Origin of the sequence: Corynebacterium choanae (assembly GCF_003813965.1) — a bacterium.
Classification (GTDB): domain Bacteria; phylum Actinomycetota; class Actinomycetes; order Mycobacteriales; family Mycobacteriaceae; genus Corynebacterium; species Corynebacterium choanae.
Genome location: NZ_CP033896.1, coordinates 742,661 through 767,683 on the forward strand (window position 1 = coordinate 742,661; position 25,023 = coordinate 767,683).

General features: G+C 56.4%; 12 protein-coding genes and 3 rRNA genes. 8 read left to right on the top strand and 7 right to left on the bottom strand.

The window, feature by feature from the left end:
* The first annotated feature begins 46 nt into the window (after window positions 1-46).
* The 3 genes from trpC to pyk all read left to right on the top strand — a co-directional run bounded on the left by trpC (window position 47) and on the right by pyk (window position 4,392).
* Entirely contained in the window at window positions 47-868 is an 822-nt protein-coding gene (gene trpC / locus CCHOA_RS02725; RefSeq protein ID WP_123926564.1) for an indole-3-glycerol phosphate synthase TrpC, read from the top strand.
* A gap of 250 nt (window positions 869-1,118) precedes the next feature.
* Window positions 1,119-2,087, top strand: a complete 969-nt coding sequence (gene lgt, locus CCHOA_RS02730) for a prolipoprotein diacylglyceryl transferase (RefSeq protein WP_206425835.1) — start codon at window positions 1,119-1,121, stop codon at window positions 2,085-2,087.
* A 670-nt stretch (window positions 2,088-2,757) separates the two neighbouring features.
* Window positions 2,758-4,392, top strand: coding sequence for a pyruvate kinase (gene pyk, locus CCHOA_RS02735; RefSeq protein ID WP_245992179.1), 1,635 nt, complete (start codon window positions 2,758-2,760; stop codon window positions 4,390-4,392).
* A 438-nt stretch (window positions 4,393-4,830) separates the two neighbouring features.
* Here the strand turns inward: pyk and CCHOA_RS02740 are convergent, their stop codons facing one another.
* The 3 genes from CCHOA_RS02740 to CCHOA_RS02750 all read right to left on the bottom strand — a co-directional run bounded on the left by CCHOA_RS02740 (window position 4,831) and on the right by CCHOA_RS02750 (window position 9,041).
* On the bottom strand, window positions 4,831-6,102 hold the full coding sequence (locus CCHOA_RS02740; RefSeq protein WP_123926570.1) for an amidohydrolase: 1,272 nt from the start codon (window positions 6,100-6,102) through the stop codon (window positions 4,831-4,833).
* 443 nt (window positions 6,103-6,545) lie between these two features.
* Window positions 6,546-7,964: a nucleobase:cation symporter-2 family protein gene (locus CCHOA_RS02745; RefSeq protein ID WP_206425815.1), complete on the bottom strand. Its 1,419-nt coding sequence runs from the start codon at window positions 7,962-7,964 to the stop codon at window positions 6,546-6,548.
* A 567-nt stretch (window positions 7,965-8,531) separates the two neighbouring features.
* On the bottom strand, window positions 8,532-9,041 hold the full coding sequence (locus tag CCHOA_RS02750; RefSeq protein ID WP_123926576.1) for a type IIL restriction-modification enzyme MmeI: 510 nt from the start codon (window positions 9,039-9,041) through the stop codon (window positions 8,532-8,534).
* A 1,500-nt stretch (window positions 9,042-10,541) separates the two neighbouring features.
* Between CCHOA_RS02750 and CCHOA_RS02755 the strand changes: the two genes are divergently transcribed.
* From CCHOA_RS02755 to rrf, 3 genes are all read left to right on the top strand, one after another.
* Window positions 10,542-12,065 (top strand): 16S ribosomal RNA (locus CCHOA_RS02755).
* A gap of 451 nt (window positions 12,066-12,516) precedes the next feature.
* Window positions 12,517-15,635, top strand: a 23S ribosomal RNA gene (locus CCHOA_RS02760).
* A gap of 207 nt (window positions 15,636-15,842) precedes the next feature.
* Window positions 15,843-15,959, top strand: a 5S ribosomal RNA gene (rrf, locus tag CCHOA_RS02765).
* Together the 16S, 23S and 5S rRNA genes form the textbook arrangement of a ribosomal RNA operon.
* Window positions 15,960-16,790: 831 nt before the next feature.
* Here rrf and CCHOA_RS02770 read toward each other — a convergent pair.
* The 3 genes from CCHOA_RS02770 to CCHOA_RS02780 form a co-directional block, all read right to left on the bottom strand.
* Window positions 16,791-17,450, bottom strand: a complete 660-nt coding sequence (locus tag CCHOA_RS02770; protein ID WP_123926579.1) for a DUF3239 domain-containing protein — start codon at window positions 17,448-17,450, stop codon at window positions 16,791-16,793.
* Window positions 17,451-17,557: 107 nt separating this feature from the next.
* Window positions 17,558-19,207, bottom strand: a complete 1,650-nt coding sequence (locus CCHOA_RS02775) for a DNA repair helicase XPB (RefSeq protein ID WP_245992180.1) — start codon at window positions 19,205-19,207, stop codon at window positions 17,558-17,560.
* A gap of 342 nt (window positions 19,208-19,549) precedes the next feature.
* Window positions 19,550-22,324, bottom strand: a complete 2,775-nt coding sequence (locus tag CCHOA_RS02780; protein ID WP_164472357.1) for a helicase-associated domain-containing protein — start codon at window positions 22,322-22,324, stop codon at window positions 19,550-19,552.
* A gap of 54 nt (window positions 22,325-22,378) precedes the next feature.
* Between CCHOA_RS02780 and CCHOA_RS02785 the strand changes: the two genes are divergently transcribed.
* Complete coding sequence (locus tag CCHOA_RS02785; protein ID WP_123926586.1) at window positions 22,379-22,594, top strand: hypothetical protein; 216 nt, start codon at window positions 22,379-22,381, stop codon at window positions 22,592-22,594.
* 599 nt (window positions 22,595-23,193) lie between these two features.
* Here CCHOA_RS02785 and CCHOA_RS11000 read toward each other — a convergent pair.
* Complete coding sequence (locus tag CCHOA_RS11000) at window positions 23,194-23,838, bottom strand: resuscitation-promoting factor Rpf1 domain-containing protein (protein WP_123926589.1); 645 nt, start codon at window positions 23,836-23,838, stop codon at window positions 23,194-23,196.
* A 689-nt stretch (window positions 23,839-24,527) separates the two neighbouring features.
* Between CCHOA_RS11000 and CCHOA_RS02795 the strand changes: the two genes are divergently transcribed.
* Window positions 24,528-24,917 (top strand): cold-shock protein, encoded by a 390-nt coding sequence (locus CCHOA_RS02795; protein ID WP_123926592.1) that lies wholly within the window; start codon window positions 24,528-24,530, stop codon window positions 24,915-24,917.
* Window positions 24,918-25,023 lie beyond the last annotated feature (106 nt).

A 25,023-nucleotide genomic window follows, 5' to 3' on the forward strand; every position in this document is an offset into this window, starting at 1 on the left:
CACATGTGCCTTTTCAGACAGGTCGGTCCACCGAGGGGATGCCAAGATGATTGACGTGTTCTCACAGATCATCGCTGGGGTGAGTGCCGATGTGGCGGAACGGGAAGCGGCGATCAGTTTCGCCGATATGAAGGCGATGAGTAAAGCGGTCCCACCACCGCGGGATGTGGTTCGTGCTTTGGGGGCGCAAGGCTGCGGGGTGATCGCCGAGATTAAACGTGCCGATCCGCTGACTGGATTGTTGGCCGACATTGAACAGCCTTCCGCATTGGCTGAAGCCTATGTCGCCGGTGGGGCGCGGATGATTAGTTGTCACACTGAACGTCGCCGTTTTGCTGGTTCATTAGAAGATATGGCGGCAGTCCGGCAGGTCGTTGATGTGCCGATTATGTGCCGAGATTTTATTGTCGACCCGTATCAAATTCATGAGGCTCGCTATTTTGGTGCCGACATGGTTCCGTTGCTGGTGAGCGTGCTGGATGAGCCGCGGCTTTCTGCGTTGCTTGACCGGATTGAATCCTTAGGGATGACTGCCCTGGTGGAGATCCAAACTCCGGATGAGGCGAGTTTGGCGATTGCCTGCGGGGCGAAAGTGATCGGGATTAACGCCCGAAATTTGCGGACGAGGGAAGTCAACCGGGGGATTTTTGCTGATATTGCCCCCGGGTTGCCGGAGGAAGTCATCAAAATTGCACTTTCTGGGGTGCGCACCTCGCGGGATTTGATGAGCTATGCCGGGGCGGGTGCCGATGCGGTAGTCATCGGTGCGAATTTGGTGACCAGTGATGATCCTGCGGCGATGTGCCGTACTTTGGTTGCGGCTGGGATGCATCCATCCTGTCCTTCGGCGCGAAGTTTCCAACACTAGCCGTCGCGGCATATCCCTGGTTACCAGGCAAGCATGTGCGGGTTTTCCTCGTGATCTTTGCTTGTGGCCTTGGTCAGATGTTTCCCGATTTTCGGGGCGTTACCGTGGCGGTGTTTGCCCATGGTGCATACCCTGTGTGCCGGTGACGGTGCGGTGGTCGGTTGCTGGAGTGTCCGGGTTTGGCATGCTAGATGGTCCTGCTGTGTTTGATTGTGGCAGGGTGCATCTACAATGGCGCGTTATGGATTCTCTGCTACTTGCTGCGTTGCCATCCCCACCTCAGGGGGTGTGGTATTTCGGCCCTATTCCTATTCGCGCCTATGCGCTGTGCATTATTGTCGGGGTGATTATTGCCGCTGGGTTGACTAAGTATCGCTACCAGAAGCGGGGTGGATTGGGTGAGGTTGTTCTCGATGCGGTCATCGTCATTGTGCCTGCTGGCATTATTGGTGGGCGCGCCTATCATGTGGCCACAGATCATGAGAAATATTTTTGTGACGGCTGTAATCCGTGGGATGTGCTGAAAGTTACCAATGGGGGATTGGGGATTATTGGGGCGGTCGCTTTTGGGGTGTTGTGTGTGTGGATCATGATGCGGCGGAAGGGGTTGCCGCTTGCCCCGTTGGCTGATGCGGCTGCTCCGGGGATTGTGCTGGCGCAGGGTATTGGCCGGCTGGGGAACTGGTTTAACCAGGAACTTTATGGTCATCCGACGAATCTGCCGTGGGCGCTGGAGATTTATCAGCGGGTGCGTCCGGATGGTTCGTTATCCACCATGTATGGGCATTCCACCGGACAGGTGATTGCCACGGTGCATCCAACGTTTTTATATGAGCTGGTGTGCAATGTGCTGTGCTGCGTGGTGTTGATCGTGCTGGATCGACGACTCACCTTGGGGCATGGGCGCGTCTTTGCGCTGTATATGGCCGGCTATGGGCTGGGACGTTTTGTGGTGGAGTCGTTCCGCGCCGACCCAGCAACACTGGTGTTTGGTCTGCGGATTAACACAATCACCTCAGCGTTGCTGGTGGTGGCAGGTTTGCTGTTGTTTGCACTGTTGCGCCGCGGGCGGGAAACCCCGCTGGAGGTTACCCCACCGACGAGTCGGGCGGTGGTACAGCTGCGCAGCAGGGCGGAATCTGCTGCTGCAGCAGGTGCGGCGGCTGGTCGTCGGGAGGGGCGACCAAATGATGCAGGTATTGGTGATGGTACCCCATAAGGGGTAGCGCGGATCAGGGGTACTTGTTGTGGCCACCAGCCTTGCCGGTTGTTCCGGTTGTGCTGGTGGCCATTTTGTGTCGCCGGCAGGGCGGCGGGTGGGGCGGGGGTAGGAATAGCTGGCCGCAACCGGGGATGAGTGGCGCCCTGCGCGGATGGGTGGGCGTTTCACTATGCGGTGCGTTGCTGTGGGGGTGAAACCCTTGGGTAGCCGTTGGTGATCTGCTTGGCCACCGCTGCCGCATCGGTCGTTGTCCTGCCAATGTTTTATCGAGGATCTTCGTTGTGCAGGCGTTCCCTCAAGGGATGCGGAAGATGCCATACCCAGGGGGCATCTGGTCGGTATGTGGCGCGAACGATTGATGCCGGGGGCGGTGTGCGGCCGGAACATGCAACCCGGCGGGCTCCGATTGGGGAGCTGAGTTGGTGGCGGGGAAGGGTTGTTGGTCGGGTGTCTGGGGCTGATGTGGGAAATGTGACGAATACCGCCAATTGTGGTGTTGTTGCTCTTTCCCACAACAAAAATGTCCGATTTCTTTTGATTGTGCCTGCTCGGGCATATGTCTGATGGGTGTTGTTCGTCACGCTTTCTGCTGCGCAGCAGCATATGGTCGCACCTTTTCGGTGGGGTGTGTGGCAAAACCCAGGGTGATAGGTCTACATTGGAAATCGTGGAAAGACGAACGAAGATTGTATGTACGCTAGGTCCTGCGGTGGCAAGCAAAGAAGCCATCGTGGAACTAGTCGAATCGGGCATGGATGTTGCCCGTCTCAACATGTCGCATGGCGACTACAGCGACCATGAGCAGAACTATCAGTGGGTGCGGGAAGCCACCGACGAAACCGGACATGCGGTCGGTGTGTTGGCTGACCTGCAGGGCCCGAAAATTCGCCTGGGTCGGTTTACCGACGGGTCGACGTTCTGGGCGACCGGTGAACGGGTACGCATCACCGTAGATGACGTGCCAGGAACCCACGACCGGGTCTCCACCACCTACAAGGGATTGGCTAAGGATGCCAAACCAGGCGATCGCCTGCTCGTCGACGACGGCAAGGTTGGCCTGGTCTGTGTTGAGGTTGACGGCAACGATGTTGTGTGCGAAGTCACCGAAGGCGGTCCGGTCTCTAACAACAAGGGTGTATCCCTGCCGGGCATGGACATCTCTGTGCCGGCGTTGAGCGAAAAAGACAAAGAAGACCTCGAATTCGCACTGAATTTGGGCGTGGACTTCATCGCCCTGTCCTTTGTGCGTTCACCAGCCGATATTGATCTCGTCCATGAAGTGATGGATCGGGTTGGTCGCCGTGTTCCGGTGATTGCCAAGCTGGAGAAGCCAGAAGCCATCGACGCCCTCGAGTCGATCATTTTGTCCTTCGACGCGATCATGGTTGCCCGTGGCGACCTTGGTGTGGAAGTTCCCCTGGAGCAGGTGCCGTTGATGCAAAAACGCGCCATCCAGATTGCACGGGAAAACGCGAAGCCGGTGATTGTCGCCACGCAGATGCTGGATTCGATGATTGAGAACTCGCGTCCTACCCGTGCGGAAGCCTCCGACGTGGCAAACGCGGTGCTCGACGGCGCGGATGCGGTCATGCTTTCCGGGGAAACCTCGGTTGGCCAGTGGCCACATCTCACCGTGAAGACGATGGCTCGTATCGTGCAAACTGCCGAGTCTTCCGGTGAAATTCCGCCGCTGAATCACATGCCACGCACCCGCCGTGGGGTGATTTCCTACTCGGCACGCGATATTGCGGTGAACTTAAACGCCCGCGCACTGGTGGCGTTCACCTCCTCCGGTGACACCGCGAAGCGTCTTGCCCGTCTGCACTGCCATCTGCCGCTGCTCGTGTTCACCCCGGAACCGGCAGTCCGTTCACAGCTGGCACTCACCTGGGGCGCCGAAACCTTCCTCTGCCCAACGGTGGAAGACACCGACGACATGATGGAACAGGTCAACAAGGCACTGCTGACCATGCCCGAGTATGAAGAAGGCGATTTGATGGTCGTGGTTGCCGGTACCCCACCAGGAGTTCCCGGTAACACGAACATGATTCGTGTGCACCAGCTTGGTGAAGTGGTCAGCGCCCACTATCACGCCAAGAAATCGGAGGGCTGCTGTGGTGGTAAGAACCATGGCACCGACACCACCGCTGCGCCGGTAGCTGAGGACACTGCTGCGGCTGCACCAGCAGCAGCCAATGCGGAAGCTTCCGCGCCTTCCACCATCAGTGGCGATTTGGGCTTGAAAGACGCTGCTAAAGCCAAGCAGGGCGGCAGCTGCGGTTGCGGCTGCAAATCGAAGTAATAAGTCCTCAATCCGGATGCTGGCTGCGTCGGAAACGATGAGCAGCCAATAATGGCCAAGCCACGGTGATCCGCAGGACACAAGGATCATCGTGGTTGCACTTCGGCACCGGATGGTTTTGCTGTGATGCCACCGGCACCAACTTGGTTGCCGGTGGCATCACGCTATTGTGCAGCCTCCACTGCCCTCCCTAAGGCAACCTGGCGGACACAGGAACTCGCTGCGCGGCGGAATACTGTGCCCACTGTGCTGGGATTGCCGTGGTCACCAAGCTTCCCTGGCAGGATCGGATGAGACCGGCCAAAGCAAGACAACGCCATCGCTAGATGCCAAAGCGCCACCTGTCCGCAAAACGCTAAATCTTCACGACGGCATGAAAGTCCTCTGGGGGGGGGGACAACTGTGCGGCACATCGTTTCGCGAACGTAGTCTGTTGTGCTATTGCGGATTGGCGACATAGGTGAGGATGGCGGCTGCTGCCGCCTGGGTACAGGCCTGCACACTCGGCTCATAATCGGGTAAAAACGTTCCCATATGATTTCCCGGAATCACCTGCTCAAGCTGACCTTGGGCGGCCGCCGCATGCCACTGTGGCCGGGGGGTAACCCCCACCGTCCAAAACAGATACGGCGCCCCAAAAGCCTGCGGAATAAAGGGGAAATCTTCGCTGGCAGTCCACCGGGTCGCAGTTACCGAATCTTGGCCAAACAACGCATCAAATACCGGCCGAACCGCACTGAAGACGGTTTCATCATTGTCGGTAAGTTCCCCATGGGCGAACCAGGAAAACGTGGGCTCCTGCACACATCCAGAGGCGACACATTCCGCCCGCACCACCCGCTCAATAGCGGCATACACGGTGGCCTTGACCGCGTCATCGTAAAACCGACAGTTCAACGTCAACGTAGCCGTGCCGGGAATAGTGTTATTCGTGTGCCCCGACTGGAGGGTGCCGACACTGATGACAGCAAAATCTTCCGGGGAAATCTCCCGGGCAACGATAGTTTGCAGCCGCAGAATGATCATCGCCGCCACCACGGTCGGATCAATGGAATGATGCGGCATTGAACCATGCGCCGACTGGCCAAAAATCGTAATCGTCACCGAATCGCAGGCAGCCAACGCCGCCCCTGGCATGGTCATCACCTGACCGGCAGGTCCTGGCACAATATGTTGGCCAAGGCACACATCAGGGGCGGGGATGATGTCCTGCAAACCGTCGGCCACCATCGCTGCCGCCCCGGTAGAGTCCTCTTCGGCGGGTTGAAACAGCATGACCACTGTGCCATGCCAATCGGCGCGATGCTCGTCGAGGATAGCGCACGCCCCCAATGCCGCGGTGGTGTGCATGTCGTGGCCACAGGCATGCATCACTTTTGTGGGATTACCATCCTTGCCGATCGCCACTTCTTGGGAAGCAAACGGCACCCCGGTGATCTCTTCGACGGGCAGTCCATCAAAGTCGGCGCGAAACAGTACTGTTGGACCTTTACCGTTGCGGAACACTGCAACGAGACCGTGGCCGCCGATATTGCGGGTTATCTCGCAATCAAACCGTTCCAAATATTCCGCGATCGTTGCCGCTGTGTTTGCCTCCTGCCCGGAAAGCTCCGGATGGGCATGCAACCACTGATAGCAAGCCTGTTGGAACGACAGATCTGCCCGATGATGCTGCACCAGCTCTGCAACGTGTGTCCTGCGTGTGTGCACCTTGCACCGTCCCTCTTCTTTGACAACAATATGCTGCCCCGCATGCCGAGCAACAGCAAACAATGGGCAATAATCCCTCTGGCTAGAACACTTCTACCTACCAGCTAGACACCTCATCTGCGGCAAACAACTGGCGTATCAGGTATCTGCTGCACACCCCACAGGTGTGAGGGAGGCTAGTGTCGCCGAACAACCAGTGTAGTGGGGTGGCACACAATTCGGTGGCCTGCCGGCAAACTTTTCCGAACCTGCCAGGATGCGTGCTATTTCAAGCAGCGGGAAAAGCAACGACAGTGCGCGAAATATGCAAACACCTCAGGTGAGCGCCCAATATTGGGCACATGCCTGCAGGGGCACCTGAGGTGTAACAGTGTGGGTTGTCGATTGCCTGCTGCAAGCAAACACCCTATTGGGCAAATGGCAGCAGCAGCGGCTTGTTTCGGCTAGCTGCTGCGGGATGCTGGATCGTTCTTATACATCGAGGCATCCGCATAGGCAGTGTCGGCTGTTGCCAGCTCACGGCCAGCATTCGCCGGCACCCGACGGGTACCGAAGAAGAACAAGTTGAGCAAGATGGCAGCCAATGCACCGGTGGTAATACCGGAGTTGAACATAGTCGTAAACCAGCTTGGGAACTCCTGGAATAGGTCGGGATACATCACCGGCAGCAGACCGATCGTCACTGAAACGGCGATAACGATGAGCGAGTTTTCATTGATTTCCAGCTTCGACAAGGTTTTCATGCCACTGGCGGCAATCATGCCGAACAAGGCGCCGGTTGCCCCACCGAGCACAGGTGTGGGAATAGCGGCAATGACCGCCCCCAGCTTGGGCAGCAACCCTAAGAGAATCAAAATTGCGCCACATCCAGCGACAACATAGCGGGAACGCACCCGGCTCATCGCAAGCAGCCCAATATTTTGGGCAAACGCCGTGTAAGGGAAGGTATTAAACACTCCGCCGAGCATGGTAGAAAAACCATCCGCCCGTAGCCCATCAGCAATCTGCTGCGGGGTGGTTTTCTTCTCCACGATTTCCCCGGCGGCAAGGAAGTCACCGGTTGCCTCCACGAGGGTGACAAGAGCAACGAGAATCAGAGCAATCACCGCAGACGGCGGGAACTCTGGCAAACCGAAATGGAATGGGGTTGCCACACCCAGCCACTGTTCGTCAGCTACCCCGGACAAATCCACTTTGCCGGCGAACGCAGCCACAATCGTGCCCACCAGCAGTCCGATGAGCACCGAAGTTCGAGCCATCGCCGGTGGCGCGAACCGTTCCACAACCAACACCACTGCGAGCGTGAAAAATCCGAGCGCAATATTGCTCATCGAACCGGCATCGGGCGCGTTGCCGCCGGCAATATTCGAGGCAGCCACCGGGATGAGCGACAGCCCAACAATAGTGATCAAGGTGCCGGTGACCAGCGGTGGAAACATCCACAGAATCCGGGCAAAAATGGGGGCCATCAGCATCATGAACAACCCGCACGCAAGTACGGAGCCATAGATTGCTGCTGGCCCATAATTTTGGCCGATGATAATCATCGGCGGCACTGCCGTGAACGTACAGCCCTGCACAATTGGCAGGCGGGCTCCGAAACGCCAAAAGCCCACACATTGCAAAATAGTGGCGATACCTGCCACGAGAAGATCGGCGGTAATCAAATACGGCAAATCACTGGGCTGCATTTGACCGGCTTGAATCATAGCCCCGCCAAGAACTAGCGGCACAGCTACCGCACCTGCATACATGGCAAGCACATGCTGAAAGGCCATTGGCCATAACACTTTCCCGGGTGGAATCTGATCCACCGGGCTCACTGACGATTGATCGGCGCGTTGCGCGGTTGCTTCTGACACGATTTCCTTCACACGCGGCGGAGCCCCCACCGGGATCTCCGAAGAATCAATATTTTGGCTGGTAGAAAACTCTGGGAACCGCAAGGCGCCCCGATACTGCACCATCACTTCTGGTCGAGTGTCACCTCCCCGCAAGAAAGGGGGCGGGACTCACGGGCACACCCTTTGCGCCAACTTAGCGCTGCGGAATCAACCCACCACCTTGCAACATAACAATGATTTCAGCAGCAGTGCAGTACCACCCAAGAAGTATTGACCGGGGAACAGCGAAAAACCAATTCCGGCACCAGCAGTGCCACCCGTTCGGGCAAACAGCAAGCAATATTGCTCAAGCCACAGCTAAAAACAGCCGACTGTGCCCACCTGGCACAACGCTAAACAAGCAGCCGAACACACCAACCGCATAACCAAGTTATCCAGACTCGCCAGATTCCTTGCATGACGCAGCCCTCGCATAGCAAAACCCGGTGAACCGCTACACAAGGAGCGATTCACCGGGTCGGGATCGCGACCAACTAACTCAACGCCGTTGGTGAACCCAACGTCGAGTCGTTGAAGGAAGAAGTCTTACTCTTCTTCCTCGTCGTCTTCGTCTTCAACCTCAACTTCGGCGAACAGGAAGAAGTCCTCGACACGGTCGGGAAGCTCGGTAACCGGGAACGTTTCAGTCTCAGAGTCGTCAGCCAAAGACAGCTTGCAGATATTAGCGAAGTCAGTGACGACCACCAGGCTTGGGTTGTCGGCGCTTTCTGGAATATCTACGAGCAGGGAGTTCAACGATTCGACGAGATCGGTACCTGGTTCTACAGCACGGCCGATCACCTTTGCTGGCCAGAGAATATCTACCGGATTCTCCAGGCCGGAGGAATTTAACGATGCAGCTTCGTCAATAGCAGTTTGCAGATCTTCATCACTGACGTTGTAGCAGCTCAGCAGGCCGGTGAAGAACTGGCGACGATCAACTTCGGTGCTCTCGTTTTCAGCATCGAAGGTGTCTGCCCGTCCAGCCCACAATTGGGAGAAGTCCATCAGACGCAGTGCCGCAGCTTCTTTATCAGTGGTGTATTCAATACTCATGACCGCCAGTGTACCGATATTGCTCTTCGTATGTTGCTTGGCTCACATCGGCTGGTGGGTGCTCGGAGCTAAACAGTGTCTTGTTCGGGCAATTGAACTGGGGGAGTGGGCGCAACTGCTAGGAGAAACTGTGCGCATCCTAACAGTGGGTGACGGGGGCATGGGCTGCGAATAGCCAGGCGCACTGTACGGGTAAATCTCGAAATGCTTTATTCCTCTCACACGGTAAGAAGCCGCCGACATTGTGCAAACCCTGGTGCTGGCCCACCGAGCCTGGTCTCGTTGACAGACCAACAATCAACACGCCGATGGTAGAGACGCCGGGTCGTCGAATAATACGAGGGTCGTCAACAACACCAACTCGTAGAACAAGAAAATATTGCAAATCCTAGCCCGCCAATTGTCCGCTGAGACCGTCTCAAGAAGTTCGGGTGCCGGGGCTGTACCACCCTGTTGCGCTCCACGTCCCGGTGGAACCGCACTTACGCAGTCTTCACAAGCGAGGATTGCGCAGAGGCTATTCACGATCTGACCGAGCACGAATAAGGCAAGGAAATAACGCAAGATCCAGAGCCGAACGGTACCGGAGGTTGGCAACAGACGCTGCATGAGTTCTCGCAGCCCGCTACAAACCTCACCGCAATAGGCATGGAGAGGTGAGGGAGGTGCCTGGGGGCAAGGTTCCTACCAGCTTCCTACGCCTATATGATGCAAAGTGCACGCAAAGTATCGTCAAAAAATAGCCTTTTACCTGGCGATTTGTGAACGCTAGGTTACGTCTGTATCTTTATTTGAGTCAGCGCGACCGACAGCGCCCCTCAGAACGACAGGTTCTGATTGTGTGGCGATAGGAAAACGACCCTGACAATCAAGCCGATGACAATGATCCAACGAGTTGGTTGGTGAAGTTGCTTCGTGCGCATGATGTGTGAGAACTCGATAGTGTGCCAATGTACTTCTATGTTTTATAGTGCCAGTGGCCATGGTGTTCGGTGTTGTGCCGGACTGGTAATGGTTGTTGGTGTGATCATGGATGCTTTCTTTGCTTTGGTGATGATCATGCTGGTGTAGACCGGGGATTTGCTAGTCCCTGAGTGTTGTTGTTGGTTCGTGGTGGACGATCATAGTGTTCACGTGGGAGCAATGATGATTAGCTGGATGATTGTTTTTATCCAATGGCATGAAAGTGTTGTTTGGTTGAAACATGGTTATGGTTGATTGTCATGTTTGATGTGGTGTGGCCTTCCTCGTCGGGAACCTGCTGCAGAATCCTGCCTGTGTTGCATGCATGGTGTATGTGTGTGGCGTATGGGTGGGTGCGTGATGGTTGATTTTCATCTATTTTTATATATTTTTTTGCAACAATTGTTGTTGCCATGGCAGCTCTGCTTGTTGATCGGGTTGGGGTTGTTGTGGTGGCTGGTTGTTTGTTTTTGCTAGTTTTAGGCTTTCCAGCCTTTGTGCCTTGATGGTTCAGTGTTGTGCTGATTGTTTTGGTTTTTAATGGAGAGTTTGATCCTGGCTCAGGACGAACGCTGGCGGCGTGCTTAACACATGCAAGTCGAACGGAAAGGCCCTGCTTGCAGGGTACTCGAGTGGCGAACGGGTGAGTAACACGTGGGTGATCTGCCCCGCACTCCGGGATAAGCCTGGGAAACTGGGTCTAATACTGGATATTCACTGCCTTCTAGGTGGGTAGTGGAAAGTTTTTTCGGTGTGGGATGAGCCTGCGGCCTATCAGCTTGTTGGTGGGGTAATGGCCTACCAAGGCGGCGACGGGTAGCCGGCCTGAGAGGGTGTACGGCCACATTGGGACTGAGATACGGCCCAGACTCCTACGGGAGGCAGCAGTGGGGAATATTGCACAATGGGCGCAAGCCTGATGCAGCGACGCCGCGTGAGGGATGACGGCCTTCGGGTTGTAAACCTCTTTCGGCAGGGACGAAGCGTAAGTGACGGTACCTGCATAAGAAGCACCGGCTAACTACGTGCCAGCAGCCGCGGTAATACGTAGGGTGCGAGCGTTGTCCGGAATTACTGGGCGTAAAGAGCTCGTAGGTGGTTTGTCGCGTCGTCTGTGAAATTCCGGGGCTTAACTCCGGGCGTGCAGGCGATACGGGCATAACTTGAGTGCTGTAGGGGAGACTGGAATTCCTGGTGTAGCGGTGAAATGCGCAGATATCAGGAGGAACACCGATGGCGAAGGCAGGTCTCTGGGCAGTAACTGACGCTGAGGAGCGAAAGCATGGGTAGCGAACAGGATTAGATACCCTGGTAGTCCATGCTGTAAACGGTGGGCGCTAGGTGTGGGGGTCTTCCACGACTTCTGTGCCGTAGCTAACGCATTAAGCGCCCCGCCTGGGGAGTACGGCCGCAAGGCTAAAACTCAAAGGAATTGACGGGGGCCCGCACAAGCGGCGGAGCATGTGGATTAATTCGATGCAACGCGAAGAACCTTACCTGGGCTTGACATACACGAGATCGCTGCAGAGATGTAGTTTCCCTTGTGGTTCGTGTACAGGTGGTGCATGGTTGTCGTCAGCTCGTGTCGTGAGATGTTGGGTTAAGTCCCGCAACGAGCGCAACCCTTGTCTTATGTTGCCAGCACGTGATGGTGGGGACTCATGAGAGACTGCCGGGGTCAACTCGGAGGAAGGTGGGGATGACGTCAAATCATCATGCCCCTTATGTCCAGGGCTTCACACATGCTACAATGGTCGGTACAGCGCGCTGCGAGCCTGTGAGGGTAAGCGAATCGCTTTGAAAGCCGGCCTCAGTTCGGATTGGGGTCTGCAACTCGACCCCATGAAGTCGGAGTCGCTAGTAATCGCAGATCAGCAACGCTGCGGTGAATACGTTCCCGGGCCTTGTACACACCGCCCGTCACGTCATGAAAGTTGGTAACACCCGAAGCCAGTGGCCTAACCGTTTTTGCGGGGGGAGCTGTCGAAGGTGGGATCGGCGATTGGGACGAAGTCGTAACAAGGTAGCCGTACCGGAAGGTGCGGCTGGATCACCTCCTTTCTAAGGAGCTTATATTTTTTTTGTGTTTATTTGAATCGGTGTGGACTACCGCTGCAACTGTTATGTTGGGTTGTGGTGTTGGTGTGATGGTCACTGTGTTGAGGCTTGAAGAAAGCGGTTGATGATGCTGGTGTGCTGCTGCAAACCTCGTGTTTGCGGTGGTGGTAAACAGTGTTGTGGTTGATCGGGTATGTTGGTGCGCTGTTGGGTGTCTCGGGTGTTATGCCCGTGGCATTGTTGGCATGCTTATGTCTGCTGCAACAGGATGCTGGTCTTGGTGGCTGGTGGGTGTTGTGGTGTGGGTGAGTGTGTGTGTTGTGTGTGAACTGTATAGTGGACGTAGAGCATCTTTATTTTTTGCGTCTATCAGTGCCTTTGAGCCAGACCGCTGCTGTGTTTGTTGGTGGTGTGGTGTGGGTGCTGGTAGTGATTGTTGATTCTTGTTTGTTTGTGTTCTGGTTTTTTAGGGCACACGGTGGATGCCTTGGCATGCTGAGCCGATGAAGGACGTGGGAGGCTGCGTTAAGCCTCGGGGAGTTGTCAACCGAGCGTTGATCCGAGGATGTCCGAATGGGGAAACCCGGCCATGGTTATGTGTGGTCACCTGCAACTGAAGACTTGTGTATAGGTTGTGTGGAGGTAACGCGGGGAAGTGAAACATCTCAGTACCCGTAGGAGAAGAAAACAAGAGTGATTCCGCTAGTAGTGGCGAGCGAACGTGGATTTTTGGCTAAACCGTGATTGTGTGTGATACCCGGCAGGGGTTGCATGATCCGGGGTTGTGGGGTTTATAACGTCTGTTATCTGCCGGTGACGGGTCTGTTGTTGGTGCTGTTAGTGGAAGTGGTGTGGAAACGCCTGCCGTAGAGGGTGAGAGTCCCGTACATGAAAGCAGTTGCCTGATGGATGGTTATTTGTCCCCGAGTAGCAGCGGGCTCGTGGAATCTGCTGTGAATCTGCCGGGACCACCCGGTAAGCCTGAATACTCAGTGTGACCGATAGCGGATTGAGTACCGTGAGGGAATGGTGAAAAGTACCCCGGGAGGGGAGTGAAAGAGTACCTGAAACCGTGTGTCTACAATCCGTCAGAGCCCTTTTTTGGGGTGATGGCGTGCCTTTTGAAGAATGAGCCTGCGAGTCAGCGGCATGTCGCGAGGTTAACCCGGTTTGTGGGGTAGTCGTAGCGAAAGCGAATACTAACGAGTGTGTTGTAGTGGCATGTCCTGGACCCGAAGCGGAGTGATCTACCCATGGCCAGTGTGAAGCAGCGGTAAGACGCTGTGGAGGCGCGAACCCACTTAGGTTGAAAACTGAGGGGATGAGTTGTGGGTAGGGGTGAAAGGCCAATCAAACTTCGTGATAGCTGGTTCTCCCCGAAATGCATTTAGGTGCAGCGCTACGCGTGTTTGCCGGAGGTAGAGCTACTGGTTGGTTTAGCGGGACTATCATCTTAGCGACATCAGCTAAACTCCGAATGCCGGTGAAACGGTTCGTGTAGTAGTGAGACTGCGGGGGATAAGCTTCGTAGTCGAGAGGGAAACAGCCCAGATCGCCGGTTAAGGCCCCTAAGAGTGTGCTAAGTGGAAAAGGATGTGGGATCGCCCAGACAGCCAGGAGGTTGGCTTAGAAGCAGCCATCCTTGAAAGAGTGCGTAATAGCTCACTGGTCGAGTGGTTCCGCGCCGACAATGTAGTGGGGCTCAAGCACACCGCCGAAACCGCGGCAGCAGCATCTTATGTAAGGTGTTGTTGGGTAGGGGAGCGTCGTATGCTGCGTTGAAGCTGCCGGGTGACCGTGTGGTGGAGTGTATACGAGTGAGAATGCAGGCATGAGTAGCGAATGACGGGTGGAAAACCCGTCCGCCGGATGATCAAGGGTTCCTGGGTGAAGCTAATCTTCCCAGGGTGAGTCGGGACCTAAGGCGAGGCCGACAGGCGTAGTCGATGGATAACGGGTTGATATTCCCGTACCCGTGTGTATGCGAAAAGTGGTGACGCGATGATACTAACTGCCCGTCGCATCCTTCACGTCAGTCTTTTTAGGCTGGTGGTTGTGGTGTGTTCGCGTAGGACCTGAGTTGTTGGTAGCCAAGTGATGGGGTGACGCAGAGTGGTAGCCGAGCCAACGGTTGGAAGTGTTGGTGTAAGCGTGCAGCCCGTGGGATAGGGAAATCCGTTCCACATTATATGGGTGAGGCGTGATGCAGACCCACATGTTGTGGGGGAGTCGGTGTGCCTGTGCTGTCGAGAAAAGCCTCTAGCGAGTGTATGCATGGCCCGTACCCCAAACCGACACAGGTGATCAGGTAGAAGATACTAAGGCGATCGAGAGAACTGTGGTTAAGGAACTCGGCAAAATGCCCCCGTAACTTCGGGAGAAGGGGGGCCGCTACGGGTGCCACTGCCTTGCGTGGTGGTTGCGTGTGGTGGCCGCAGAGAATAGAGGGAAGCGACTGTTTACTAAAAACACAGGTCCGTGCGAAGACGATAAGTCGATGTATACGGACTGACGCCTGCCCGGTGCTGGAAGGTTAAGAGGACCTGTTAGATCTGTTTGGGTCGAAGCGGAGAATTTAAGCCCCAGTAAACGGCGGTGGTAACTATAACCATCCTAAGGTAGCGAAATTCCTTGTCGGGTAAGTTCCGACCTGCACGAATGGCGTAACGACTTCCCTGCTGTCTCAACCACAGACTCGGCGAAATTGCAGTACGAGTAAAGATGCTCGTTACGCGCGGCAGGACGAAAAGACCCCGGGACCTTTACTATAGCTTGGTATTGGTGCTTGCTACGGTTTGTGTAGGATAGGTGGGAGATGTTGATCGCATGACGCTAGTTGTGTGGGAGTCGTAATGTGAAATACCACTCTGATCGTAGTGGGTATCTAACTTCGGCCCGTGATCCGGGTCAGGGACAGTGCCTGGTGGGTAGTTTAACTGGGGCGGTTGCCTCCTAAAGAGTAACGGAGGCGCCCAAAGGTTTCCTCAGCCTGGTCTGTAATCAGGTGGTGAGTGTAAGTGCACAAGGGAGCTTGACTGTGAGACTGACAGGTCGAGCAGGTACGAAAGTAGGGACTAGTGATCCGGCACCGGCTTGTGGAAGCGGTGTCGCTCAACGGATAAAAGGTACCCCGGGGATAACAGGCTGATCTTCCCCAAGAGTCCATATCGACGGGATGGTTTGGCACCTCGATGTCGGCTCGTCGCATCCTGGGGCTGGAGTAGGTCCCAAGGGTTGGGCTGTTCGCCCATTAAAGCGGCACGCGAGCTGGGTTTAGAACGTCGTGAGACAGTTCGGTCTCTATCCGCCGCGCGCGTTGAAACGTGAGGAAGGCTGTCCCTAGTACGAGAGGACCGGGACGGACGTACCTCTGGTGTGCCAGTTGTTTCGCCAGGAGCATTGCTGGTTGGCTACGTACGGGAGGGATAACCGCTGAAAGCATCTAAGCGGGAAGCCTGTTTCGAGATAACGTTTCGTTTGAGGTGTCCGGGAGATGACCGGGTTGATAGGCCAGGGTTGTAAGCGCTGTGAGGTGTTGAGATGACTGGTACTAATTCACCGATACCAAACACAACCACCCTTTTCCGGTGTTGTTTCACTGTTGATGGTGATGGCCGGGTTAGGGTGTTGCGAGGGTTGATGATCAACAGCCGTAAAAAACATCCCAAGGTTTTGGGTTGATGAGTGTTCTACGTCCACTGTGCGGTGTCACACACAGCACGGTCGAGCCAGCCTATTGGGTTGGTTTGATGGCTGATAATGGTGTTTATAATAGAGTTTGTCGGTGGCGATAGCGGTGGGGAAACGCCCGGTCCCGTTCCGATCCCGGAAGCTAAGCCTACCTGCGCTGATGGTACTGCACACGGGAGTGTGTGGGAGAGTAAGACACTGCCGACTTGTTTCGTAGAAGGGGTGTGTGTGTTGTTTGCTGGAAAGCAGACAGCATACACACTCCTTTCTTTTTTATGTGTGGTGTGTGGGGTGCTGTGTGTGGGGGTTGGGGTTCTAGGTTTTTGCGGGGTCTATCTGTTGGGGGAGTCTGTCGGGATGCAGGGGTGAACACTCATTAAATAGGTTTGCACTCAACGGCAACGCTCGCAGTTACCAGACCTTGTTCTCTTTGATACTGGCAATATGCCGAAACTTCGGTAACGTTGCTCCGAATCTTTGCTGCCGGTGTGTGGCGTAAACGTTGGCTAATTTGTCCGGGTGTTTACCCCTCCCGGTGTTATGGCGCGTTTCTTGCGGTAGCTGGGAAGAACTTGAAATACGCAGTAGTGCAGCCAGCGATCTTTGCAAACCACAACAGGAATTGTGAGAATCGCCGTCATCGTTGCACTCTTTCGCCTCCTATCAAGTCGGTGATCCTGTGCGTTGCTTGGGGAAGGCAGTGGACTCTCCTCAGAAGCGCATTTGGCAGCTATCGCCTACCTACTACACTGTGCCTTTTTCATACTGTCAGATTGTCTGGCCGTGAGCAGTGCAGTCATGTGGCGCCTGTGCTACCGTCCTCGTTCTCATCTCGTAATGAGCAGAGGCATGTCAGTGCCGCTCGTTGGCATCCACCAAGTGCAGAGCGGATTACCTTGTGCTGCTGGATCCCAGGCCAATGTTTTGGCGCGATAAACGGGCAGTTTTCTGAATATCGCGATATAGCAAACGCCAGTGATCGAGAGTAATCATCGACCACTGGCGTTCGTTGTTTTCTAGGATGTGCGGTTGCGCCCGTTAGAGCACGCGCAAGGTTTCTTTGTGCTGCTTCATATCTTCGTAGTGACGAATACTTGATTTCAGCTTGCGCCATTTTGCTTCGCTGATCGCGCCTGCACAGCGGCGGATAACACCGTGTTCTGGTGTCGCCCAAGCAATAGGCATGAGGGTCATTTCTGCCCAATGATCGCGGTTTTTCAGCACTGCGCGCCGACCGGGTACAGCAACGACCGGCACCCGCTCACCGACTTGCAGCTGGTGGCCTGGCAAATGGCGCACAGTACGAGTCGCTAGTGCTATCCGGGGTGTGCCATGGGCAACATCAGTTGCTGCATCAACTAACCCTGCAATGGTTACCGTGTCATCGGCATGACATTCAACGATCACGGCCGGACACAGCGGATAAGTGTCATAGATATGTTGCGGGGAACCAACTTTTTTCGGAATAACCACGGCGATCGCCATAAATACCAGGCCAACAGCGGCGAAGGCGATCAGCGCCATAGTGCCGCCGGCGGTCTTCCCGGTCGACCACCAAAAGTAGGCGCCGACCGCGACAAAAAGTGCACCCAGACCAACTGCTGCATATTGCAGCTGTTTGGGATCACGATAGTATTCGTCGTATTTCCGGTTGTGTGCGTCGTTGACGGTAATCGTAGGGCGGGCTGGCTGATTCATAGGGTTATCGGTTTTCTTTCCTGGTTTGATAATCGTGCGCACGTGCTTGCCGTGGCAATGCAACAAGTCCTTGCTTGGCGGTTACCGCGTTGATCCGGGCTTGGCTGCTACAGCTCGTCGATGTCGACGTATCGGTAACTGTAACCCTGTTCGGCGAGAAATCGCTGCCGATTCGCGGCGAACTGTGCGTCCACGGTGTCCTCAGTGACAATGGTATAAAACTTTGCGGTGTTGTTGTTCCCGCTTTTTGGTCGCAAAATCCGGCCGAGACGTTGTGCTTCTTCTTGCCGGGAACCGAATGTTCCCGAGACTTGGATCGCGACGCTTGCTTCCGGCAAGTCGATGGAAAAGTTCGCCACCTTCGACACACACAGCGTGGTGATGGTACCGGCCCGGAATTCGGCGAAAAGTTGTTCGCGACGCTTGTTTGTGGTGCGCCCATCGACGAGGGGACAGTCAAGTTCGGCAGCTAGCTCTTCGAGCTGGTCCACGTAGGCGCCGATGATCAGCGTTGGTTCATTGGCGTGCAAGGCAAGAAGTTTCCGAAGGGCACGGGTTTTCTCAGCGGCACCGGCGGCGATCCGGTAACGGTCGCGGAGGTCGGCGTTGAGGTAAATGTCTTGTTCGTCGTCGAAGAAACTCACCCGGACTTCGCAGCAGTCGGCGGTGGCGATATAGCCTTGTGCCTCGATAGCTTTCCACGGTGCTTCATAGCGTTTGGGACCGATGAGTGAAAACACGTCGGATTCCAGTCCGTCTTCCCGAATAAGGGTGGCAGTCAGTCCGAGGCGTCGCCGGGACTGCAGATCGGTGGTGAGTCGGAAAATGGGGGCGGGCAGCAGATGGACTTCGTCGTAGATGATCAGCCCCCAGTCGCGGGCGCTAAACAGGTCGAGGGCACGGAATTCGCCCCGGGTTCGCCGGGTAATGACTTGATAGGTTGCAATAGTGACGGGTCGAATTTCTTTTTTGTCGCCGGAATATTCACCGATTTCGTCTTCGGTAAGGGTGGTTCGTCGCAGGAGTTCCGCCCGCCATTGGCGGCCGGCGACCGTGGTAGTCACCAGGATGAGTGTGGTTGCTTGTAGCTCGGCCATGGTGGCTGCCCCAACCATGGTTTTTCCTGCCCCGCAGGGCAAAACGACGACACCTGAACCGCCGTCGACGAAGTGTTTACAGGCTTGCACTTGATAGTCCCGCAGCTGCCAGCTGTTGGTGGTGGTGTCTAACGCCATCGGGTGGGCTTCGCCGTCAACATAGCCGGCTAAGTCTTCGACTGGCCATTCGATGGCGATCAGTGCCTGTTTGAGGCGTCCACGTTCGCTGGGATGCACCCGGCAGGTCACCTCGTCGATGCGGGTTCCCAGCATTGGGGTAATGGTGGGATCGGCGGTGACTTGTGCGAGCACGTCGGCGTCGCGACTGGTGAGGATGAGGCCATGCGCGGGATGTTGTTCGAGCTGCAAATGTCCGTAGCGGTCCATGATTGCTACGAGTCGGCGCAGCAGGTCTGCTTCGAGGGCGAAGCGCGAGTAGCGGTCGAGACAGTCCACGAGCTGTTCAGCGTCGTGGCCGGCGGCGCGGGCATTCCACAGTGCCAGTGGGGTGATTCGGTAGGTGTGGAAATATTCGGGGGCGCGTTCCAACTCGGCAAAGGGGCTCAGCGCGATTCTTGCGGCTTCGGCGGCGGGGGCGTTGATGTCCAGCAGCACGGTGAGATCCGGTTGGACAATCAACGGTGCAAGGTGTGGATCCACGACAGGCTCCTGGGGGTTGGTGTGCGGTAACAACTCTTTGCCGGCCACTGCAGGGTGAACTTGGTTGGGTATCCGATGGTGCTTTTGGTGCCCCAAAGTGCCCTGTGCTGTCCCTTTGATGCTGAGGGCAGTACAGAGTTGTGACCGAAACGGAAAAGCTCGTGCCACCGGCGGTAACAGCTGGCTGTGCAAAACATTCATTATTGCACGTTTCCCCTGTGCGCCGCGGTGCCGGGGATTTGCCCCATATCGCTTCGGTGAGGATTAGTGACGGTGCGGCCCCAAGGTGCGTGGAGCCGGTGGGTGACCGGCGGCAGCGGTGGGCATAAGTTCAAGGGGGTGTTACGGCAGAACGGTCACGTCCCGGATCCGGGAGAGCAGCACCGACAGGGAGGTGCCGTCGGGTGCATGGCCGGTGACTGCACCGTGTTGGATTTTTTCCACGATGAGGTGCTTGGTGTGGATGAGCCCTTGCCGGTTCGCGACCGTCAACACAATGGTTTTGCCGGTGTGCACATGTTCCCTGAGCAGCGCAGCGATCTCTATGAGACTGAGCTGTTCGCCGGTGTGGTTACCGCTGCTACCAGACAGCACATGGTCGAGACTGGACTGTTTGACCGTGTGCTCCCCTGGGCGGGAGGTGATGATATGCCGGTCGGGGGTGTTTGGGGTGGTTGCTGGTGACACCGGTGGGGTTGCGGCTGGTTGCGGCAGGTTTCGTGTCGGCGGGGTTGTGCTGGCCCCCGGGTTAGTGTGAGTGCGGCTGTGGGTCATCGATCCGCCTGGGGTGTCATCGTCGAGGATTTCCACCCAGGTGCGAATCGCTGCTGCGGTGAGGGTGGTTTCCGGTGACCAAAATATCGGGTCAGGTGCGTCCAGCTCATCATGGGCGGAAAGCGGCGGAGTGGTGAACCGGTGCTGGCGGTCGAGCGGATCAAGGTCACAGTGTTGGGGGCGGCTGCGGGGTGTTTGCTGCTGCAGACTGCGGGCAACATCGTGGAAGATGATCCGTACCGTATCCGGGATCGGGGTCATGCTGTGTTCAGTGAGCTGGCGCAACAGCAGCAGTGGATCGTGGCCATGCCGGGTAGCACGGGAAACGGAGGCGACAGTAATCCGATAGGTGGCTGCAATACCAAAGGTTTCCACCTCAGCTACGGTGGTGACCAGTTCGGCTGCAGACCCGGTGAGCGGCCCTGGGGCGATGATGCTGCGATCGCCTTGCACAATAAACTGGGTGATAGGGGTGGGCAGATGGGTGGCGAACGCGGCCGCAAGATCACCCCCTTCAGCCCAGGTGTAGAGTACGCTCGTGGCCGTGTTGTCGGCGATCAGGCCTACGGTTTCTCCCGCTGCCAATATGCCGCTGATCAGTGCGGGGGTAATCCAGGTGGCGGTGGGTTGGATTGCCCGCATCGTGCGGGCAAGCAGCACCGGATCAAGTGGGGTGCCTGGAGGGAACGTGGCGATAGTTGCCAGGAGTGCCGGCCGAAAAAAATGTGGAAGTTTCCACGGATGGGTGCGAGTGTCAGCGCCGGGAAAGGTTTGATACGTCTCCCGGGGATGGAAAGGCACCCACTGGGATTGCTGCTCCGCGGGGAGGTCTGCAAGCACCGTCGGCGAGGGCACATCAATTGTGGAGCTGCGCATCCAGCGTTGAATCAGGGTGGCGAGGCGTTGCGCCAAGGGCAGAGAACACACCGCGGCGGTGGCTTCGTTGCCGCCCAACAGTGGTTGTTTCGCGGTGCCGCCACAATCCCCAGTGCCCAAAATGAGACTGCCTTCAATGAGCGCCAGCCGCAGCAGTTCCTGGGTTTGCTCAGCAGACGATAATCCGGCAATGGTTTGCCGCAGCTGTTTGATGTTTTTCACCCCGAAGCCGGTGCGCTGCGTTTTGATTGGTTCGGCACGCAGCACCGCAGCAATACTGTTCACCCATTGGACAGTGCCCAACACGTGGGCAAATGCTTGCGCATCAACATGGCGCAACAGTTGATTCCTGGTTGCCGTGTCTCCAGATGCCTGCTGCTGCGTGGTGGCAGCAGTCGCCGGAAAGCCGTCGGACATGGTCGAAGGAGCAGGTAAAAACCGGTAGTCAAGGCGCATGCCCGCCGCCAGTGGCGGATCAGGATAGGTGGCCATCACCGTTGCGGTACCTGGTTCCAGGCGCACCGACTGTTCCCCGATACGCAGCAATAATCCGCTGTCGATTAATTGTTTGACCGGATGATCCGCCGGCGCATCCGGGCGGGCACCAGTTGATTTCCCATCGGATCCGCTGCTGCTCAGCGCGGTAAGAATCCGCTGCTGTTTAGCAGAAAGACCAGCCACCATGTCGGTGATCTCTGGCAGGGTCAACCCCGCGGAGGCGATCTGTCCGGCGGCGGCAGGCAGCGTCGACAAAATACCGGAATGCGTGCGCACCATGGCATCGTCGCAATGCGCAACCGTGACCGTCCCCATCAAAGTCGAAGGGGTATCGTCGGCTGTTTTCGCCAGTGCCCCGGGGGAAGTTTCTGCCGGGTGAAAAATGGTTACCTGTCGTGCCGTATCCACAGTCCAGGCCACTGCCGCAACCGGATCCGTCAGCGGCAGCTGAATCGGCTGCAGAGCGATGCGACGAATACTCAACTCGTCAAGTGGACGATCGACGCGGCGTGCCGGCGGTAGATCAAGCACACGGCCGGAACCATCATCGACTGGATACCATCCGCTAGTATCCGGACCCCACACCAGCCCGGTGCCGATCAGTGACCACAACCCATATCGGAACACTTCCCGGGACACTGGGCTCTCCGCGGGGCTTTGCGCCACAAGATAATCCAACACTGCCGCAACTGGCACATCCTCGAATTCGCCGCCGTGAAACACCACCGCCTGCAGCACAGCCAATTCCAGGGGGGAAAGCTGTTGAATATGTTGCTCAAACGAGGCGAAGTTCATGATCTCAAGCGCCAATGAACGCGGCCGGGTTGGCAACGGAAACCGGGCATTGTGTTGGTGAAAGCTACACATGCGTTGGCGGTGCCCGGTGTCGGTGGCACACACCCACGGTGTAAACGCTGCAACAGGATTCGGGTGAGGAGTGCGGGGGGAGGTAACCATGGTGATACTCATCTTAGTTCGCCAATAAAGGTGACTTTTCCCCGGTGTGTTTGAGACAATACGTTCATGTCGAAATCTGTGAGCAAAAATGGCTATGTTGATCCGGCTTGGCCGACCCATATCAGCGACAGTGACGGGCACTATGTGACCGAACTGGTCAATAAAACTACGGGTGCAAACTCGCCGTATGGTGACGATTTCCCCTTCCCCCTGCCAGCCGACCAGGTTGGCTATGTTCACCCCTATACTCGGGTGAATGGTCGTCCTGCTGTCGGCGGGTAACCCCCGCACCAGCCGGGTAGTGTGCCGGCATCGTTTTCCCGTATCCACGTCGCCCACATGGATCGATCAGTCCCCCGTAGCGTAAGGGGCACGGGAGGAAACGGCGACGGGACAGCTGATTGTTCCTGGATCGTTCCGGTCGAAAAAACTCTGCAATATGCACCCCGATAACAGCGCAGAACCACACGATGGTGTGTTCCGCTGTTGTCGGGGTGCAGTCCATTTCGGCCACCAGCCACCCCTCATTCCGGGAGCATGGCAGCCCGGTACGGCTAATCCACACCACCGGATTGCTGCAGGGCGGGAAAAGTCAGCATAAGTTCAGATGTGCCGCAGTAGCGTGGCAGCTAACAGGTGGAGTTGCGGGAAACCATGCTCACCGACACCACTTTCACAGCGCAGATCACCCGCAGCAGGTTCTAGCCGGCAGTAAAACGGGAAGACCGGTTTTCCACGTACTTGATGGCCGGTAATGCAGAAATGCGAAACGCCGCCACCGCGGATTACGGTGACGGCGGATGCTTCGTCGTGTTCGTATAACGTTCCCCGGGTAGCCGGGGACATTACGGAAGTACGTAAGACAGTTAGCTATTGGCTGTTTAGCGGGCGTTTTGGGCGGCGTCGCGGATAGCGTCACGGGCACCCGCGTAGAAGCTGACGAGCTGTTCCCGGTTGGCCTTGTACAAGGAGTGAACGTTCTCCGAGATGGGGGTGCCTTGATCCGCGAGATGCTGGCTGATGAGTTCATAGACGGCGTCGACTGCTTCACCATCGGCGTCAACAACAGGAGCCTCTACTTGCTGCGGGGCAGGAGCAGGAACCGGTGCCTGATCGCTCAATGCGGATGAACCTTGATCGGCTGCGGCAGGTGCAGGACGGGACTCGGCCGGTGCGGAAAGACCCAGGCGGCGGGAGCAGGCAGGCCATGCGCCCCAACCCTGACCGGCAAGCACCTTTTCGGCGATCTCAATCTGCTGCAGCCGGGTTGCCATATGTGCCTGGGGGGCATATTTGCCGCCACCATACGCTTGCCAGGTGCCCTGCGAGAACTGCAGGCCGCCATAGTAGCCGTTACCGGTGTTGATACCCCAGTTACCGCCAGCTTCACATTGGGCAAGACGATCCCAGTCGGACAGAGGAGCTGCACCTGCCTGTGGGGCGAGGGAAACAGCAGCGGCCACAGCAAGTGCAGAAGTGGCGATCTTTGGGGCGTGGGAACGTTGTTGGCGGGCGTGACGTGCCATAGGGGAATTCAGATCCTTTCGGGAGCCGAAGCGAAACTACCGGCAATCCAGTTAAACAATCTTGCAGATAACGGTGACCGGGGGTTTGATTCAACCATCATCAACACACCAACGACAGGTGGCAGTCTCCTTGTTCGGCGGCTGCCGCCAACCAATAATGGCAAGTGGTGTGTGTAGTACATGCTTGATGCATATGACTTAGGCGTGCAGAAGCCCGCCAAACCTGTTCACCAACATAGCCGTTGATAACGAAAGTGTCACGCGATGGTGACCAAAAAACAACAGCAACGCCAGCATGGCATGAAAAGCCGCAGGTCACATGGCTATGTCGGGCGATGATCTTATGTTGTTATCTATGTCACAAACGTTGGTGTGTGCTGGTGTTAGCCAGTGCACAGCCGTGGAATTTGCAAGGTTCGCTATAATAACAGTTTCGTTTTCCTGCCGCTGCGTGGCGATAGACAGCCTGTCGTAGCAGGTTTCGGTAGTAGGCCGGCAACAGTACAGGTTCCAGCCCACACTGCAGCAGGAATAGAACACTGCCCTGCGGAAGTTATATCCGGTGGGACGATCGCCGCCGCACCATTTCAAGCCTTGGCGCCGTGAAACAACAAGACGAGCGCTACGGCTTTAGCGGTGGCAAAGAACAACACATAAACAATCAGCATGATTAGATGCGGAGGATCACCATGCCAGTAGGAAAGGTACTGTGGTTCGACCAGGATAAAGGGTTCGGTTTCGTAACCAATCCTGGCGACGACGATGTATATGTCTCCCGGGATGTGCTCCCAGACGGGGTGCACGAACTCGTCCGGGGACAGAAAGTAGAATACGACTTCGTCGCTGGGCGACGCGGACCGCAAGCATTACGAGTAAGCCTGGTCGACACCCCTAAGATTGCTCGGAAAGCACTGCATAAACACGAACCCGAACAGCTAGCCAGCATGATCGGCGACGTAATACTTATCATGGAGAACAACATTCAGCCCGATCTGCGGGCGGGACGTTGGCCAGATAATAAACACGGCAAGAAAATCGCCGAAATTCTTAGAGCAGTCGCCGACGAACTCGAGATCTAACACCTCTACTGCACGCCAACATCCGGGAACTGCACCTCAACCAGGTCACCGGAAAAACCACGTGGCGCAGGCGGCGGTGTTTGATCCTCCCACCATTGCCGTCTGT

What these genes read in the sequence shown, in the direction of transcription:
- CCHOA_RS02780 (WP_164472357.1), bottom strand. Translation starts at nt 22,324, where the DNA reads ATGAGTATCACCATGGTTACCTCCCCCCGCACTCCTCACCCGAATCCT.
- trpC (WP_123926564.1), top strand. Translation starts at nt 47, where the DNA reads ATGATTGACGTGTTCTCACAGATCATCGCTGGGGTGAGTGCCGATGTG.
- CCHOA_RS02770 (WP_123926579.1), bottom strand. Translation starts at nt 17,450, where the DNA reads ATGAATCAGCCAGCCCGCCCTACGATTACCGTCAACGACGCACACAAC.
- CCHOA_RS02795 (WP_123926592.1), top strand. Translation starts at nt 24,528, where the DNA reads ATGCCAGTAGGAAAGGTACTGTGGTTCGACCAGGATAAAGGGTTCGGT.
- CCHOA_RS02785 (WP_123926586.1), top strand. Translation starts at nt 22,379, where the DNA reads ATGTCGAAATCTGTGAGCAAAAATGGCTATGTTGATCCGGCTTGGCCG.
- CCHOA_RS02750 (WP_123926576.1), bottom strand. Translation starts at nt 9,041, where the DNA reads ATGAGTATTGAATACACCACTGATAAAGAAGCTGCGGCACTGCGTCTG.
- CCHOA_RS11000 (WP_123926589.1), bottom strand. Translation starts at nt 23,838, where the DNA reads ATGGCACGTCACGCCCGCCAACAACGTTCCCACGCCCCAAAGATCGCC.